At 43.3% G+C, this 15,078-nt stretch carries 14 protein-coding genes and 2 pseudogenes; 15 read left to right on the plus strand and 1 reads right to left on the minus strand.

The features are described 5' to 3' along the window. Positions 1-139 precede the first annotated feature (139 nt). Positions 140-910, minus strand: a complete 771-nt coding sequence (locus FTV30_RS13780; RefSeq protein WP_159516238.1) for an SDR family oxidoreductase — start codon at positions 908-910, stop codon at positions 140-142. A 90-nt stretch (positions 911-1,000) separates the two neighbouring features. On the opposite strand from FTV30_RS13780, the gene mazG reads away from it, so the two are divergent. The 15 genes and pseudogenes from mazG to FTV30_RS13855 all read left to right on the plus strand — a co-directional run. Then, positions 1,001-1,813, plus strand: coding sequence for a nucleoside triphosphate pyrophosphohydrolase (gene mazG, locus FTV30_RS13785; RefSeq protein ID WP_074384035.1), 813 nt, complete (start codon positions 1,001-1,003; stop codon positions 1,811-1,813). Continuing rightward, positions 1,773-2,186: a ComEA family DNA-binding protein gene (locus FTV30_RS13790; RefSeq protein WP_180001785.1), complete on the plus strand. Its 414-nt coding sequence runs from the start codon at positions 1,773-1,775 to the stop codon at positions 2,184-2,186. Before mazG ends, FTV30_RS13790 begins: the two co-directional genes overlap by 41 nt. Positions 2,187-2,322: 136 nt before the next feature. Further along, positions 2,323-3,795: a polynucleotide adenylyltransferase PcnB gene (gene pcnB / locus FTV30_RS13795; RefSeq protein ID WP_180001786.1), complete on the plus strand. Its 1,473-nt coding sequence runs from the start codon at positions 2,323-2,325 to the stop codon at positions 3,793-3,795. Beyond that, positions 3,792-4,277 carry a 2-amino-4-hydroxy-6-hydroxymethyldihydropteridine diphosphokinase gene (folK, locus tag FTV30_RS13800; RefSeq protein WP_005172653.1) on the plus strand — a complete coding sequence of 162 codons (486 nt, stop codon included), beginning with the start codon at positions 3,792-3,794 and terminating at the stop codon, positions 4,275-4,277. Before pcnB ends, folK begins: the two co-directional genes overlap by 4 nt. 53 nt (positions 4,278-4,330) lie before the next feature. Continuing rightward, positions 4,331-5,140, plus strand: a complete 810-nt coding sequence (gene panB / locus FTV30_RS13805) for a 3-methyl-2-oxobutanoate hydroxymethyltransferase (RefSeq protein WP_005172651.1) — start codon at positions 4,331-4,333, stop codon at positions 5,138-5,140. 1 nt (position 5,141) lies between these two features. Next, on the plus strand, positions 5,142-5,990 hold the full coding sequence (gene panC / locus FTV30_RS13810) for a pantoate--beta-alanine ligase (protein ID WP_005172649.1): 849 nt from the start codon (positions 5,142-5,144) through the stop codon (positions 5,988-5,990). Between the two features lie 18 nt (positions 5,991-6,008). Continuing rightward, on the plus strand, positions 6,009-6,860 hold the full coding sequence (gene rapZ, locus FTV30_RS13815; RefSeq protein WP_179999045.1) for an RNase adapter RapZ: 852 nt from the start codon (positions 6,009-6,011) through the stop codon (positions 6,858-6,860). Further along, a complete protein-coding gene (locus FTV30_RS13820; RefSeq protein WP_034608740.1) occupies positions 6,857-7,126 on the plus strand; it encodes an HPr family phosphocarrier protein in 270 nt (89 codons plus the stop codon). The genes rapZ and FTV30_RS13820 overlap by 4 nt, the downstream gene beginning before the upstream one ends. 2 nt (positions 7,127-7,128) lie before the next feature. Beyond that, positions 7,129-7,662, plus strand: a complete 534-nt coding sequence (gene yjgA, locus FTV30_RS13825; protein ID WP_179999043.1) for a ribosome biogenesis factor YjgA — start codon at positions 7,129-7,131, stop codon at positions 7,660-7,662. A 986-nt stretch (positions 7,663-8,648) separates the two neighbouring features. Then, the gene (locus FTV30_RS13830; RefSeq protein ID WP_180001787.1) at positions 8,649-9,917 is read left to right on the plus strand and encodes a sensor histidine kinase KdpD; all 1,269 of its coding nucleotides are present in this window, start codon (positions 8,649-8,651) and stop codon (positions 9,915-9,917) included. Between the two features lie 84 nt (positions 9,918-10,001). After that, positions 10,002-12,752 carry a bifunctional [glutamate--ammonia ligase]-adenylyl-L-tyrosine phosphorylase/[glutamate--ammonia-ligase] adenylyltransferase gene (glnE, locus tag FTV30_RS13835; protein WP_180001788.1) on the plus strand — a complete coding sequence of 917 codons (2,751 nt, stop codon included), beginning with the start codon at positions 10,002-10,004 and terminating at the stop codon, positions 12,750-12,752. Between the two features lie 24 nt (positions 12,753-12,776). After that, positions 12,777-13,703, plus strand: coding sequence for a branched-chain amino acid transaminase (locus FTV30_RS13840; RefSeq protein ID WP_074384043.1), 927 nt, complete (start codon positions 12,777-12,779; stop codon positions 13,701-13,703). A 164-nt stretch (positions 13,704-13,867) separates the two neighbouring features. Further along, positions 13,868-14,407, plus strand: a pseudogene (locus FTV30_RS13845) (ATP-grasp fold amidoligase family protein); the annotation flags it as partial. An 88-nt stretch (positions 14,408-14,495) separates the two neighbouring features. Next, positions 14,496-14,900: a transposase family protein gene (locus FTV30_RS13850; protein WP_004730644.1), complete on the plus strand. Its 405-nt coding sequence runs from the start codon at positions 14,496-14,498 to the stop codon at positions 14,898-14,900. A gap of 37 nt (positions 14,901-14,937) precedes the next feature. Next, positions 14,938-15,078: pseudogene (locus tag FTV30_RS13855) on the plus strand (hypothetical protein); the annotation flags it as partial.

A 15,078-nucleotide genomic window follows, 5' to 3' on the forward strand; every position in this document is an offset into this window, starting at 1 on the left:
GCAAGAACGGACTGATCGCTATAAGTCGGAACTGACCGACTCAGGCTCTAGTTACACGTTTGGCAACAAGACATTAACAGAGTGCGAATTAGTCCTTGACTATGTTTGACTACATTTTAAGGAACAGTAGAAATAGACTCTATTGTCTGGCAATCAACAGGTTGCTGATTCGGTTCACAAACTGTGGACTCATACGTGATAGATGAAATAAAAATTTACTTTTTAATCCAACCGGATGGTGCGTAGCTTGCCAGATAGAGTCTTTAAGCTGTACCAGTTTCAGAATATCTTGTGCGACATCCTCTGCTTTCAAATGTACGCCCATTTTTTTAATACTTTCTGCCTGCATATCTTTCACCATGGCTGTACTGACGAAAAGTGGCATCACATCAAGCACCCGAATCCCATAGGGTTGCCATTCAATATCCAGACTTTCAGTCAGACCGCGCACGGCAAATTTACTGGTCGCATAAGAGGCTAAATCGGCCTGTCCATAAATGGCGGATGCCGAAGATAAATTAATGACACGAGCAAATGAAGATTCTTTTAAATAAGAGAAAGTGGCATGACAACCATTGAGGAGGCCTTTAACATTAATATCCAGCGTGCGATGATGCGCTGCAATTGTGGTGTCTTCAAAAGGCCCTGAATATAAAATTCCGGCATTATTTACCAGAATGTTGATTTCACCGGCCCAGGCTGAAAACTCCGCCAAAGCTGTTTCCCAGGAAGCATAGTCTGCCACATCCAGAAAGCCTGCTTTGGCATGTTCGCCCAGTTGCTGGGCCAGCTGTTCGGCCTGTACCACATTGATATCATAAATACCGACTTTATAGCCGTGCTGGTAAAATAGCATGGCTGTCGCTGCGCCAATTCCTTGTGCTGCCCCACTAATCAATATACTGTGCATGTGCTTGATCTCCTTATTGTCTTTTTTTCTTGAGCATAACAAGAAACAGGCAGCTTGACGCGACTATTTGGTAAAGAAGAGGTTTTAAAAGTGGAACAATTGCTTAATATCATGCGTGAATTACGTGAAAAATGTCCATGGGATCAGCAGCAGACTCCCGAATCTCTGACCCAATATGCGATTGAAGAAGCTTATGAAGTAGAAGCTGCGGTACGTTCTGGAAATGTTGACGAGATTCGCGATGAACTGGGCGATCTGCTGTTACAGGTGGTGTTCCAGTCGCAAATGTACAGCGAGCAGGGCGCTTTTGATTTTCAGGATGTGGTGCAGGCCATTAGCGACAAGCTTATCCGCCGTCATCCGCATGTATTTCAGGCTGAACAGTTTGTAAAATTGAGCCCGGAAGATGTCTCTCAGCTCTGGCAAGAAATTAAACAGCAAGAAAAGCAGGGCAAGCCACGTTCCCGTTTAGATGAAATCAAGCATGCACCGGCCTTGGTACAGGCAGATGAAATCCAGAAAAATGTCGCAAAAATCGGCTTTGATTTTCCCGATGTCACTGGGGCATATGACAAAGTAGAAGAAGAGCTGGCCGAGTTAAAAGAAGCTTTGGCAAGCCAGAATTCCGATGAAATACAGGAAGAATTTGGTGACTGCTTATTTTCTCTGGTCAATGTTGGCCGTAAACTTGGAATCTCGAGTGAAATGGCATTATTAGGCACGATCCATAAGTTTCGTACTCGATTTGCCTTGATGGAACATCAGGCGGAAAAACAACAACTCAATATAGACCGCTTGTCACTGGCTGAATTGGATCAGCTCTGGGAACAGGCCAAATTAGAATTAAAACAAAGAGCGGCGCATGAACAAACAACAACATCGAACAAGTCCGGCGTGGATTAATCTTCTTCTGGGTTTATGGCTAGGCTATATTGCTATTGGAACTGCACATGCAACTGCGACCGATTATATGGAATGGAAGACCAGACAACAGCAACATGATGCGCGGCTCAAACAACAGAATGCATCGACTAAAGCAGATCACTATCTGGTAAAACCGGCACTTTCGGTACAAGCGACAGGTGATAGAATTAGTTTAAATAGTGCAAATATTGAACAATTGCAACAGTTGCATGGCGTGGGACAAAAGAAAGCCCAAGCCATTGTTGAGTATCGGCAGAAAAATGGGAAATTTAAAAGCATTGAAGATATTCAGCTGGTCAAAGGCATTGGGCCGGCATTATTTGCCAAAAACAAGGCCAGACTCGCGTTGTGAATAGACGGAATTGATGCTGAATACAGAATCAATCTGAGCTGCAGGATTGACATAATCAAATTGCCCTTTAGTCGTGTAAGCGATATGATTAGCGTCATCTTAGAATTTTACGTTCAGACGTAGGAGACAGCGTCTTTTGCAAACTTTGCGCGCGTCAAAATGTGGTTTATCAACCGCTCAATTACCTTCTTATATTCTCGATGTGATTGATGCCTTAAACAAGGCAGGCTATGAAGCTTATATCGTGGGTGGTGGTGTTCGAGATCTGATGTTAGGTTTGAATCCTAAAGATTTCGATGCAGTTACCAATGCAACCCCGGCTCAGGTCAAGGAAGTATTCGGACGACGTTGTCGAATTATCGGACGGCGTTTTGAACTGGCGCATGTCTATTCAGGGCGGGAACTGGTTGAAGTGGCCACTTTCCGGGCACCTCCAAAAAAAGCAGTCACCTCGGCCGCGGGGATGATTCTGCGTGATAATAACTGGGGCAGCATCGAGCAGGATTTTGCCCGTCGCGACTTCTCGATCAATGCAATGTATTACCAGCCGCGTAAAGCGATTGTGCTGGATTTCTGCAATGCTGTAGATGATATTCACAGCAAAACTTTACGTTTGCTCGGTGATCCGGCCTTAAGATTTGAAGAAGATCCGGTGCGGATGTTACGTACTTTACGTTTTGCTGCCAAGCTGAATTTCAGTATTGATGAAGCCATTCTGGATATTTTCACGCCGGAAATGACCCAGCTGCTGCGTGATGTCTCTCCGCATCGACTCTATGATGAATCACAAAAGTTATTCACCATGGGGCATCTGAATCGTGTGTTGCCCATGCTGATTGACTTCGGAATCTGGCATCAGCTGTTCGCCGATATCAAAGCTGAAATCACGCCGTTTATGGAGCGTGCTGCGAAAAATACCGATCAGCGTATTTCGATTGGCAAGACCATCAACCCGGCATTTTTCTACGCGGTACTATTATGGCAGCCATTCCTCGAGCGTTGTGAGTTTTATCTGAATAAAGGCGTGGTCGCAGCAGAAGCACGTGCCCAAGCGGGTCTGGATGTTTTGAAACGTCAGGCAACCCGGACCATTATTCCTCGCTTCGCCGAGACTTTCATTCGTGAAGTCTGGGAAATGCAGACCCGTTTACTGAATCCAAAACCGCAACAAATTGAGGCCTTGTCTAGTCATGCGCGTTTCCGTGCCGGATTTGACTTTTTGCTGTTGCGCGAAAAATCAGGCGATGCAATGGCGCAAGGCATGGGCAGCTGGTGGGATGCTTATCAGCAAATGAGCGGTGACGAGAAAGAGCGGGCGATTAGCCAGTACAACCGTCAACGTGCCAAGAGCCGTCGTAAGGCCACTCAAGAAGAACATCTGGAACAGAAACTGACGGCACAACAGGATCTCGCCGAGATTGAGCCTTTAGTCAATGAACCTGAACCACGTAACCGCCGGGTGCGTAAAGCCAAGTTTGAAGACAAGGCGAAAACCCTGTCACATGTGGCAGCCAGTGCCAGTGGTGAAATTGGCGCAGATCATCCGATTATGAAACGTAAGCGGGTGCAACGTGATTTAAGCCAGGTGGTGTTTGGGCCAACACAATGATCGTGACGTATATTGGCTTGGGCAGTAACCTGGGCGATTCACGCCAGATTTTGGCAGAAGCTGTACAGAAACTGGCGACATTGGGTCAGGTAAAAACCTCGCATCTGTATCAAAGTCCACCGATGGGGCCACAGGATCAGCCAAATTATCTGAATGCTGTGGTGCAGTTGAATACTAATCTGGCAGCTTTAAGCTTGCTGGATTATTTGCAAGCCTTCGAGCAGGAAGCCGGTCGGGTACGTTTGCGTCATTGGGGCGAGCGTACGCTGGATCTGGACTTGCTGATCTACGGAGATGAACAGATACAGAATCAACGCCTGACTGTACCGCATGTCGGCGTGTTAGAGCGTGATTTCGTACTCATTCCGTTGCTGGACATTGATGCTGAAATACAGGTTCATGCTACATCCTTAAAAGACCTGGACATCGTCAAGCAATCGACCTTAACGGTACTCGATGACACAAACTGGGCAAATATTTAATTTTTGAGTTATGGGTATGTTCGCGAGAACTTCAATCATAGAGGAACATCTTCATGGTCAGTCTGAGTGACTTAAGACGCTTCAAAGCAGATGGACGCAAATTTTCATGTCTGACTTGCTATGATGCCAGCATGGCCAAAGCCATGGAAATTGCAGAAGTAGACAGTATTCTGATTGGCGACTCTTTGGGAATGTCAATTCAGGGCCGCGATTCGACTTTACCAGTGACTGTTGCAGATATGGCCTATCATACCGCTGCGGTACGCCGTGGTAACCAGCATGCCTTTATCATGACTGACTTGCCGTTTATGAGTTATGCCACCTTAAATGATGCCTTGCAAAGTTCCAAAACCGTGATGCAGGCCGGTGCGCAAATGGTGAAAATGGAAGGCGGTGCATGGCTGGCAGAAACCGTGCAGGTGCTGACCCGTAACGGTATTCCAGTCTGTGTGCACTTGGGATTAACGCCACAATCGGTACATGTCTTTGGCGGTTATAAGCTGCAAGCCCGTACCCGTGCAGCAGCGGATCAACTGATTGCAGACTGTAAAGCAGTGGTTGAAGCAGGTGCTGCACTGTTATTGCTGGAATGTGTACCGGCACAATTGGGTCAGGAAATCACGGAACTGTTTCCACAAATTCCGGTGATTGGCATTGGTGCAGGCGCAGCCACTGATGGTCAGGTCTTGGTAGTACAAGACATGCTGGGTTTAACCTTTGGCCATACTGCAAAATTTGTCCGTAATTTTATGCAGGAACAATCGGGTGCTACTGCCATTCTGGATGCTTTTAAAGCTTATCATGCTGCAGTTTTAGATGGATCTTTCCCGGCACCCGCACAAACTTTTCAGGTTGAATTGTAAGATGAAAACAGAAACCACCATTCAGGGACTCGCGGCCTCACTTAATCCGGCACGTGCCAACCGCAAGATTATTGGTTTTGTACCCACCATGGGCAATCTGCATCAGGGTCATTTAAATCTGGTACGTGAAGCGCGTAAGCTGTGTGATGTGGTGGTGGTCAGTATCTTTGTCAATCCGATCCAGTTTGGACCCAATGAAGATTTTGATAACTACCCGCGTACGCTGGAGCAGGACCAGCAGCTTTTGGCAGACGTCGGTTGTGATATCGTCTTCGCGCCAACGGTTGAGCAAATGTATGGCAAAAAACCGCGTCTGACCAATATCAGTATCTCTGACATTACTGATGACTTGTGTGGTTTGCAGCGCCCCGGCCATTTTGATGGTGTGGCGGTGGTGGTGACCAAATTGTTTAACATTGTGCAGCCAAACTATGCTTTCTTTGGGCAAAAAGATTATCAGCAGTTGGCAGTGATTCGCCAGTTTGTACAAGACCTGAATATTCCATTAGAAGTGATTGGCGTGCCAATTGCCCGTGCAGAAGATGGTTTAGCCTTAAGTTCTCGAAATGGTTACCTAAGCCAAGAGCATCGTGCAATCGCACCGGTCATTTATCAAAGCTTACAAAAGGCTGAACAGCAGCTCCATGCTGCGATTGAACTGGATACGGTATTGGCCGAGCTTCGCCAGACTTTAACAGATGTCGGGTTTGTCGTAGACTATGTTGAAGCACGAACGCCAGAATTACAAAAAATTCATACGTTTAATCAAGATGTTGTGTTATTTGTAGCTGCAAAGATAGGTAATACACGTCTGATCGATAACCTGCAGGTCAAATACACTGCCGGATAGGATGAAAGGGTAGCATGTATGAAGCGCATTTTAATTGTCACGGGACAATCTGGTTCAGGTAAATCATCTGCATTGCAGGTGCTTGAGGATCTGGGTTATTACTGTATTGATAATCTGCCTTTGGCATTGCTTCCCGAAATTGTGGCGAAACTGCACAGTGAGAACAATCTGGAGCAGTTGGCCTTGGGGGTCGATGTACGCAGTACCCGTGCCGATTTGCAAGAATTTGATCATGTCTTTGAACAGCTGCAACAGCATGGCTCGGTCGATATTATCTATCTGACCACGCAGGATCAGGAACTGATTGCGCGCTTTAGTGCCTCGCGTCGGCCGCATCCTCTAGCTTCGCGCTTTAAGAGTCTGAACGAGTGCATTCAGGAAGAAAAAATCCTGCTAATGCCCATCCAGCTGCGTTCTACCGTGCACATTGATACTACAGATAAAAGCGTGCATGACCTGAAACATACCTTATTGACCAAGTTGGGACAGACCGATAACCTGATCCTGATTTTGCAGTCTTTTGGTTATAAGCATGGCATTCCACTGGATGCCGATTATGTCTTTGATGTCCGGCATTTGCCTAACCCGCATTGGGAACTGGAATTACGCAAATTTTCAGGACTCGATCAACCGGTGCAGGAGTTTTTGCAAAAGAGCGATCAGGTCGAGGATATGTTTAATGATATTTATCATTTTCTGGACAAATGGTTGCCAACCTTTTCTGAAGGGCATCGTCATTATATGACTGTGTCGGTTGGCTGTACCGGTGGTCAGCATCGTTCTGTTTACATTGTGGATAGACTAAAAAAAGCCCTTGAGGCAAAATGGTCTATTCAAGTCCTCCATCGAGAAATGAAGCACTGGTCATGATTGATACCACTGTTGACGTAATTAATAAACTGGGTTTACATGCACGCGCATCTGGTAAACTTATAGAAGTGACTACCAAATTTCGTTCCAGTATCCAGATTGGAAAAACGGACAAACTGGTAGATGCAAAAAATATCATGTCCTTGCTGATGCTCGGTGCGGGCAAAGGAACAACTTTACGCTTGGTGATTGAAGGAGCGGATGAGGACAAAGCCTTATCTGAAATTCAGGCACTATTTGCAGCAAAATTTTATGAGGCAGATTAATCGTGGCACGTCGACCGAACAGTTTAACTGAAGAAGATTTTGATTCTTTAGAGGGACGCGCAAGTAAAACCGAACAGAAAAAAGCAGTCCAGCGTATGGCGGCTTTGGGTGCACAGCTGGCTGAGTTGAGTGCTAAACAAATTAAAAACTTGCCTGTTGAAGAGCGTTTGATTGAAGCATTGCTCGATGTACAGGAATTTACCTCACATGAAGCACGTCGCCGTCAATTTTCACGTATTGGTAAATTACTGCGCAATGAAAATGAAACGGTGATTTTATCTTATTTAACACCAAAGCAAGGTCTTAAAAAGACAGCCCAATTACAGCGTTGGGTCGATCGAATTGTCAAAGATGGTGACCCGGCCATTAATGAATTTACCAAAACCTATAATGCCACAGAGCGTCATACCTTGCGTCAGCATTATCTTCGCGTACATCGTGATTTAAAGAATCAGGCACCTGAAGCAGAGATCAATGCATCTAAGTTAAAGTTATTTAACTATGTACAGCAAGTGGCGTTAATTTCAGACAATTAATTCTTCGTTAAAAAAAAGCGGTCTTTTTAGGCTAATGCCAGTCAGTTAAGGAATTGACTGGCATTTTCTTTTTCAAATTCATGATTATATCTGATAGATAGAAAAGTCATCCGCAACTGTTTGAGGCATGAGGTGTATTGCACCGCAAGATGCCTTCCTTGCGAAGCTTCGCTTCTCATTTGGGCGAAACCAAAGTAACAAATTATTTTTAAGTATTTGATTTATAAATTTAAGACTCCGTCGTGAACGACTAAAAAGTTAAAGAGTTTATTTCTAAACTCCTTAACTGATCAGCATTAGTCTTTTTAGGCTGCTTTTTTTTGTCTTTACCTTAAGTGCACTGTTTCTTGTGTAAAAAATACCCTGAATTGGATTCATTCTTCCTCAGCATGAAATTTCCATTTTTAATGTAAGCTTGAGTGATAAAAAATCACAAAATTTTCGCAATTAATTTGTTAAAGACTGTAATTTCTTTACAATTCAAAGGCTATCTTTCAGACAGTTTTTTTGAGACTTTAAGTTGAGACTCAAGATCATTGTTAAGTATTTTTTAAAAATAAAAAATGAATTTTGAGCGTTATTAGAGAGTGAAGCCAATCTAATTTATTTTTTTAAACGAAATTTAAATCTATATAGTTGAAAAACCATTAACTTTTATTTAAAAGGGGATAAAAATCGATGCTGAGTATTTTTTGGTCAAGAGTATGTTAAAGTAAATACAAATAAACATGCTTAATTTTAGCTTAGATATTGAGTTTCAAATACTTAAGCAGACTTTTTTTGAAGATTAAATTTTCAAGTTATTCTTAATTAATTAAATATCAGTGCCTTGCGGTTATGAGTGTATTTGGATAGAAACAGATTAACAAATCCTTTAACCTATAGGTGAGTTTTCAGCGTTCAGTAAATATAGAATCTTTGTTATTGATTGTATAAATTTGGTCGACAGTGTTTTCTATATTCCATACATATTCAGAGAGGCAGACATGGAACTAAAACTGCTAGAGGTCGGTCAGAATACGGAGCTTTTAAGCTCATGTCGTATATCTCTCATTTTAGGCGTCTATACCTCCAATAATTTACTAGACACCTTCTGTAAGGTTGCCCGTAAAGTCCTAGGCGTTAAAACCAGTATTATTGGATTCCATATGGAGCCGTATATCTGGTACAGCTGTCCGCACGGTTTTCGGGCCTTGCATGCTCCGCAGGAAATTGCCATCCCTACATATCTGCAACAGGCAGATGTCATCGACCAGACTCATCCTGCTTATGCAGAATTGTCGAATTATGTGAAAGAGCTGGGTGTGGCGCATCACCGACTGGTCGCATTTAATTTAAAAGCGAATGCTGGTCAGCCGCTAGGTCAGGTGATTTTTTTTGATGATCAAACTGACATGTTTGATCAGGATGATATTGAGACCGTTAAGCAATTTGCTGAAAGTTTAGTAATTCGAATCCAACTCAATGAAGAACATACTGAGCTGAAAGAGCTATACGAACAGCAATGTGCACAAAACTTTAGTACAACCAAATTTTTCCAAATCATCGCACATGATCTGCGTGCGCCATTTCATGGACTGCTGGGCTTTTCCGAAGTTCTGGCGCAGGAACGCGATACCTTGGATGAGTCCAGTATTCAGAGTATCGCGGATTATTTATATGATAATGCACAATCGACTTATAACTTGCTGGAAAGCTTGCTGACCTGGGCCATGGCTGAGGGTGGACGCTTTGTATATCATCCGATTAATTATGAACTCAAGCAATCCAGTAAAATTGTCTGCAGTGTATTGCACAGTCTGGCGTTGAATAAAAAAATTGAATTAATTGACAATATTCCCGAAGACATTAAAGTCCATGCGGATATCAATATGATTACTTCAGTGTTGCAGAATCTGGTTTCCAATGCGCTGAAATTCACCCCGGTTAATCAAGGCGGTAAAGTCATTTTAGAGGCAGAAATGGACGGTGAGCAGGTTAAAATCACCATTCAGGATACCGGTCTGGGCATGACTGAAGAGCAGATACAGAATCTGTTCAAGCCGACGTTGATGGTGAGTGTCCGAGGTACCGCTGAAGAGAAAGGTGCTGGTTTAGGTTTGGTATTGTGCAAGCGCTTTATTGATCTGAATCATGGTCAAATCGCGGTGGATTCAAAAGAAGGTCGAGGTACGACCTTTACGGTGCATTTGCCAATGGTCACCAATGATCATCAGGCACTGGTGCTTGAAGATCTGCATGCTGAGAAATCCTAAAAGATAATTTCAAACTAAAACACTCCCCCTGAGACAAAACTCCTGCTATAACTAAGCAGAACGTTTCGGGGGAAGAGTTGAGTGATGAATGCGACACAATTGCAAAAAACCTTAAGAGCAAGCCAATATGCTGAACAGGTATTGGCCAATCACCAGAGCCTCCTGGAACAGGATTATGCAATTGACCAGTTTCAGGCTGCACTCAGTCGGGAATATATTGATCAGCTGGTGCAGCACTGTATCCTGAATATTATAGACGAAGCCGCCTGGATGCGCGCCATGCGTATTCTGCGGGCCCGCCTGATGTTTCGCTGGATCTGGCAGGATGCCAATCAACTGACCGATGTCATCACCCTCACCCGAGAACTCTCCGATTTTGCCGATGCCTGTATTTGTGCAGCCAAAGATTTTGCCCGTATGCCGATTGCTGCCAAGTATGGCCAGCCGATTGCTTATAACGGTAAAGTTCAGGATCTTATTGTCATCGCTATGGGCAAACTCGGCGCGCAAGAACTTAATCTTTCCAGTGATATTGACCTGATTTTTGCCTTCGATGAACAGGGTGAAACCGATGGACGCAAATGTATCGATGTGCAGCAGTTTTGCATCCTGTGGGGACAAAAACTGATTCACCTGCTGGATCAGATCACGGCGGATGGTTTTGTGTTTCGGGTCGATATGCGTCTGCGTCCTTGGGGTGATGGTTCAGCCCTGGCCATTAGTCATGTGGCCTTAGAGAAATACTTAAGTCAGCATGGCCGGGAATGGGAGCGCTACGCTTGGATCAAGGCGCGTGTTGTCAATCCAAGTCCGGAAGGTGATGCTCTGCTTGACATGACCCGTCCTTTTGTCTTTCGTAAATACGTGGATTACAGTGCTTTTGAAGCCATGCGCGAAATGAAAACCATGATCGAGCGTGAAGTCCAGCGGCGTAATATTGAAGATGATATCAAGCTCGGTGCTGGCGGTATTCGCGAAGTTGAATTTATCGTGCAGGTCTTTCAGCTGATTTATGGTGGAGCCAAACTTGAATTGCAGGATCGCCAATGTCTGGTCAATCTGAACCATCTCGATGATGCTGAACTCTTGGATGAACAGGCAGTCCAAGATCTGGAAGATGCCTATTTGTTCCTGCGCCGGGTGGAACATGCGATTCAGGCCTTAAACGATCAACAAACCCAATCTTTACCGACTGAGCCTGATTTACGTCAGCGAATGGTAGAGACCTTAGGTTTTGCAGACTGGTCAGATTTTATGACTGTCCTGAACCAGAAGCGAGCCAAAGTCATTTATCAGTTTGAGCATCTGATTAAGGAAAATGAACCGGAAGCCCAGGTCGAAAGTTTCGTCCAGCTGGAAAAGAAGCTCAACGATGTTCTGGATGATGCCGCCAAGAATCTGGTTCATGAATTCTGGCATGGTCATGCATTGAAAAAGCTACCGGCCAAGGCGATTCAACGTTTAAAAACCTTTTGGCCTTATCTGATTGAAGCGATTCTGGAGTCTGCCAAGCCGCAAATGGCGTTGTTGCGTCTCATGCCCTTGGTTGAGTCGGTGATGCGCCGTACTGTCTATCTGGTCATGCTGATTGAAAGTAAAGGCGCACTGCAACGACTGGTGAAAATGGCCACGGTGAGTCCCTGGATTTGTGAAGAACTCTCACAATATCCGGTATTGCTGGATGAGTTTCTGTCGATGGATTTTGAGTTACCGAAACGACAGGATCTGGAAGATTCTTTACGCCAGCAATTACTCCGTATTGAGATTGATCAGGTTGAAGATCAGATGCGGGTATTGCGCCTGTTTAAAAAATCCAATGTCTTGGCCGTCGCAGCCAGTGATGTTCTGGCTGAAAGTCCTTTGATGAAAGTTTCTGATGCCTTAACCGATATTGCCGAAGTATCTGTCAATGCAGCTCTGCATTTGGCCTATCAGATGGTGGCCAAAAGGCATGGTTTTCCCCTCGATGCCGAAGGCAAGCGCTGTTCAATCGAGCATACTGCCTTTGCGGTCATTGGTTATGGCAAGGTCGGTGGCATTGAACTGGGTTATGGCTCGGACTTGGATTTAGTGTTTATTCATTTTATGGGAGAACAGGCCGATACGGATGGACTCAAGCCGATTAGTGGTTTTGAGTTTGCCATGCGCGTGGCACAAAAATTCATGTCATTGATGACCACGCAAACCCTGGATGGGCGGGTCTATGAAGTCGATACCCGTTTACGTCCTTCAGGTGAAGCAGGCCTTTTGGTCACCAGTCTGAAAGCCTTTGAACAATATCAGCTTAAGAGTGCCTGGTTATGGGAGCATCAAGCCTTGGTGCGCGCGCGTCCAATTGCGGGTGAGCTAAGCCTAAGACAAAAATTTGAAATCTTACGCCGTAATATTTTGATTCAGCCTCGTGATGAAAATTATGTGCGGGCAGAAGTACTAAAAATGCGTCAGAAAATGAAGGATCATCTGGGCTCCTCCAAAGCGCAGAAAAAAGATGGAATTTTTCATTTAAAACAAGATACAGGTGGTATCGTAGACATCGAATTTATGGCACAGTATGCGGTGTTGGCCTGGAGTGGGACGAATAAAGATCTCGCCCATTTCTCCGACAATGTAAGAATTCTTGAGGATACCGCAAAATCAGGTTGCTTATCCAGCGACGATGCGACTGCTCTGATTCAAGCTTATCTCAGTGAACGCGCCGAGAGCCACCGCTTAGCCCTTGCAAATCAATCCATGCAAGTGTCTGCAAGCGACTGGCACGATACCCGAATGACCGTTTGCAAGTTATGGCAAAGACTAATTGATCCAAGTGCAAGCTTTGCGCTGGATAGTGAATAATTGTGAAAAATTGGAGTTTGTGGCATGAATTTGGCTGATCGTGATGGTTTTATTTGGCAAGATGGACAACTGGTTGACTGGCGTGAGGCGAAAACTCACGTATTAACCCATACTTTGCATTACAGCATGGGTGTGTTTGAAGGCGTCCGAGCTTATGAAACTCCGAATGGAACGGCTATTTTCCGTCTAAAAGAACATACCAAGCGTTTGTTGAATTCTGCAAAAATTTATCAAATGAAAGTTCCATTTGATCATGCAACATTAGAACAAGCGCAAATTGATGTGGTGCGTGAAAATAAACTGGCATCTTGCTATTTACGTCCAATCCTTTTTATTGGTTCTGAAAAACTGGGTATTGCTGCAACTGATAACACGATTCATGCTGTGGTTGCGGCATGGAGCTGGGGTGCTTACTTGGGTGAAGAAGCCATGGCGAAGGGTATTCGCGTGAAAACTTCATCATTTACCCACCATCATCCAAACGTGACCATGTGTAAAGCCAAAGCATCTGGGAACTACACGCTGTCGATTCTGGCGCATCAGGAAGTCGCGCATTCGGGTTATGATGAAGCCATGTTGCTTGATCCACAAGGCTATGTATGCCAGGGTTCAGGCGAAAACGTATTCCTGGTGACTGACGGTGTAATTCATACCCCTGATATTGCCGGTGGTGCGCTGGATGGTATTACCCGTCAAACCATTATTACCATTGCCAAAGACCTGGGTTATGACGTGGTTGAACGCCGTATTACCCGTGATGAATTCTATATTGCCGATGAAGCGTTCTTTACTGGTACTGCTGCAGAAGTAACACCAATCCGTGAATACGATGATCGTCAGATTGGTGAGGGGGTACGTGGTCCAATCACCACTCAAATCCAGAAAGCATACTTCGATGCCGTTCAGGGCAAAGATCCTAAATATGCACACTGGTTAACGTATGTGAAGTAATTAAGAATTTACTGATTGAAAAAACCTCTCATTTGAGAGGTTTTTTCAATATTAATTACGTAATATATTTAATTTTTTGATTCAGAAAATAGTTAAACATTTGCATCTTGTTTGTTTCAATTTGTTATAATGAATATCTTAAATGTAAGATATCATTATTTATTATGATAGAAAATATTATTTACCAAGCTAAAGTAATTCGAACTAAATTTGTATCAGACAAAAAATACTTAACGAAAAGATTTGTGTCTAAATTAGGCTATATTCCTAATTTTAATGCACCGCAAAGTTTTAATGAGAAAGTAACAGCGCGAATGATTTTTAGTCGTGATTCTCTGCATACAAAGCTCGCGGATAAAGCTGTAGTAAGGAAGCTAGTAGCAGAAAAAATAGGATGGGATTATTTTGTTCCTTTAATAGGACTATATAAATCCTATGATGATATTAAATTTGAGCAGTTTCCAGATAAGTTTGTTCTGAAGTGCAATCATGATAGTGGTAGTGCTATTATTTGTAATAATCGAAACAATTTTGATGTTCATAAGGCACGTTTAAAAATCAATAAACATTTAAGCATGAATATGTATTATCTTAAGCGAGAATGGCATTATAAAAATATCCAGCCTATGATTTTAGCTGAACAATATATTGATCTTTTTATGGATATAAATAATCAATATATAATTACCACTTGTCGTATTCATTAGACTTCCGTCATAAATCAAAAAATGTACAATTTATTTGATCTTAAATTAATCAGCAAAATTATTTAATTCAATGGATAATCCTTGGATGAAATTCAAAGATATTCAAAAATTATCAGACGTTAAGTTTCGTAGGCTTACCGGTGTTAGTTGGGCTACATTTAACCTGATGTTGGCCGAGCTAAATAAGCATTTACCTGGTCATATTGGTAAAGGACGACCGCATAAATTACCGTTGGAAGATCGTTTGCTCTTATGTATAGAATATTGGAGAGAATATCGAACATTTTTCCATCTTGGTATGAGTTACGGTGTATCTGAAACGAGTGCAATTCGTATCACACGTGTTATTGAAGATACCTTAATCCGTTCTGGAAAATTCAACTTGCCAAAACAACTTCCTAATCGAGATGAAGTGGATTGGGAAGTTGTTGTGATTGATGCCACTGAAATATTAGTTCAACGTCCAAAAAAAACAGAAGAAATGGTATAGCGGTAAAAAAAAGCGACATACCTTTAAATTTCAGCTATCTATGCACTATATAACAGGTGAAATACTGAGTGTATGTGGAAGTCATGGAAGCATGCATGATTTTAAAATATTTAAAAAAAGCATGAGGAAATTAAAATTTAAGCCCTTTTTTATCGTTGATAAGGGGTATTTAGGGATA

This window comes from Acinetobacter sp. YH12255 (genome assembly GCF_013417355.1).
Lineage (GTDB): Bacteria > Pseudomonadota > Gammaproteobacteria > Pseudomonadales > Moraxellaceae > Acinetobacter > Acinetobacter pseudolwoffii.

Bases quoted from the DNA above. Each gene is read 5' to 3' on its own strand.
- FTV30_RS13820 (WP_034608740.1), top strand. From the start codon at position 6,857: ATGATTGATACCACTGTTGACGTAATTAATAAACTGGGTTTACATGCA.
- panB (WP_005172651.1), top strand. From the start codon at position 4,331: ATGGTCAGTCTGAGTGACTTAAGACGCTTCAAAGCAGATGGACGCAAA.
- FTV30_RS13790 (WP_180001785.1), top strand. From the start codon at position 1,773: ATGAACAAACAACAACATCGAACAAGTCCGGCGTGGATTAATCTTCTT.
- panC (WP_005172649.1), top strand. From the start codon at position 5,142: ATGAAAACAGAAACCACCATTCAGGGACTCGCGGCCTCACTTAATCCG.
- FTV30_RS13850 (WP_004730644.1), top strand. From the start codon at position 14,496: ATGAAATTCAAAGATATTCAAAAATTATCAGACGTTAAGTTTCGTAGG.
- glnE (WP_180001788.1), top strand. From the start codon at position 10,002: ATGAATGCGACACAATTGCAAAAAACCTTAAGAGCAAGCCAATATGCT.
- folK (WP_005172653.1), top strand. From the start codon at position 3,792: ATGATCGTGACGTATATTGGCTTGGGCAGTAACCTGGGCGATTCACGC.
- FTV30_RS13830 (WP_180001787.1), top strand. From the start codon at position 8,649: ATGGAACTAAAACTGCTAGAGGTCGGTCAGAATACGGAGCTTTTAAGC.
- rapZ (WP_179999045.1), top strand. From the start codon at position 6,009: ATGAAGCGCATTTTAATTGTCACGGGACAATCTGGTTCAGGTAAATCA.
- FTV30_RS13780 (WP_159516238.1), bottom strand. From the start codon at position 910: ATGCACAGTATATTGATTAGTGGGGCAGCACAAGGAATTGGCGCAGCG.
- FTV30_RS13840 (WP_074384043.1), top strand. From the start codon at position 12,777: ATGAATTTGGCTGATCGTGATGGTTTTATTTGGCAAGATGGACAACTG.